General features: G+C 49.5%; 2 protein-coding genes. Both read right to left on the bottom strand.

The window, feature by feature from the left end; translation table 11 throughout:
- Positions 1-30: 30 nt before the first annotated feature.
- Positions 31-639, bottom strand: coding sequence for an IS3 family transposase (locus ACFL9S_RS17945; RefSeq protein ID WP_405263227.1), 609 nt, complete (start codon positions 637-639; stop codon positions 31-33).
- 230 nt (positions 640-869) lie between these two features.
- Positions 870-1157 (bottom strand): transposase, encoded by a 288-nt coding sequence (locus ACFL9S_RS17940; protein ID WP_405263226.1) that lies wholly within the window; start codon positions 1155-1157, stop codon positions 870-872.
- Positions 1158-1244 lie beyond the last annotated feature (87 nt).

Below are 1244 nucleotides of genomic sequence, written 5' to 3'. Positions count from 1 at the left end.
TGTAATGGTCAACTAAAACCGGACACGGATTTAGGCACATTGTTGTAATCGGCGTTCATATTCATTCGGCGATATATTGCCCAGCCGGTAATGCCGACGCTTCAGATTATAAAAACTGTCGATATAATCGATAACGTCCGCAATGCCCTGACTTCGGGTTTCATAGCGACGGTAGTTAACTCTCTCTGCTTTCAGGCTGCGGAAGAACCTCTCCGTAACGGCATTATCCAGACAGTTACCCTTGCGGCTCATACTGCCCGTCACACCAGGTTCCTGTTGGCAGGACTGGAACTGGGCGCTGGTATACTGAGCACCTTGATCGCTATGGAATACGACTGGGCCTGTTGGCCGTCGTTTATTAACCGCCAGTCGTAATGCCCGGATAGTCAGGGCGCTGTCCGGTTTGTCCGAGAACGCCCAACTCACTATTTTTCTTGAACATAAGTCCATGACAATAGCCAGATATAACCAGCCCTGAGCGGTACGAAGATAGGTGATATCACCTGACCACCAGGTATTCAATGTCTCTGGATTAAACTGTCGATTCAACAGATTAGCCGCCACTACAGCCGGTTTACCACCGCGTGGATAGCGATGACGTCCGGGACGCTTCGCAACCAGCATAAGGGTCTTCATTATCTGACGGACACGGTATCAGCCAACGTTAAAACCCTGTTCACGCAGCTCAATACACATGCGCCGACTGCCATACGTCGCATCCATTTCAGCATGAACATGCTTAGCCGCCGCATGAAGCATCAGTACATTTGCTCTGAGGGCTGGCCGCCGACTCCGGGCGTAAAATACACTGCGCGTGAGGGACAGGCATCGACATACTTGCTGGATGTTTGCCCCGGCCTTCTTCAGCTTCAGCGCGACTTTTTGTCGTTGTTCATTTCCATGGCGAAGAAGGCTGAAGCCTTTTTTAACAGGTCATTGTCGCTTTGCAACTGACGTACCTGCTTTTCAAGTTCCTGTATTCGTCGTTGTTCAGACGTGATCGCGGTGGCGATGGGAGTATCTCCCCTGACTTCTCCGCGATATTGGCGTAACCAGCGTTGTAATGTTGAAAGGCCTATATTCATCGTTTCAGCAGCCTGAGTCACCGGGTACTTATGCTGGTAGAACCAAATTGACACATTCCTGCTTGAACTCATGGGTAAACGTTTTTCTTCGCATTCTCACCTCGTTAGCGTTGCTCATTATATCTCTAACAAAGTGTCCGGAATGATTAGACCATTACA

It is taken from the genome of Erwinia sp. AnSW2-5 (assembly GCF_045107195.1).
Lineage (GTDB): Bacteria > Pseudomonadota > Gammaproteobacteria > Enterobacterales > Enterobacteriaceae > Erwinia.
This window is presented reverse-complemented; position numbering and strand designations above follow the sequence as displayed.

What these genes read in the sequence shown, in the direction of transcription:
- ACFL9S_RS17940 (WP_405263226.1), bottom strand. Translation starts at nt 1,157, where the DNA reads ATGAGTTCAAGCAGGAATGTGTCAATTTGGTTCTACCAGCATAAGTAC.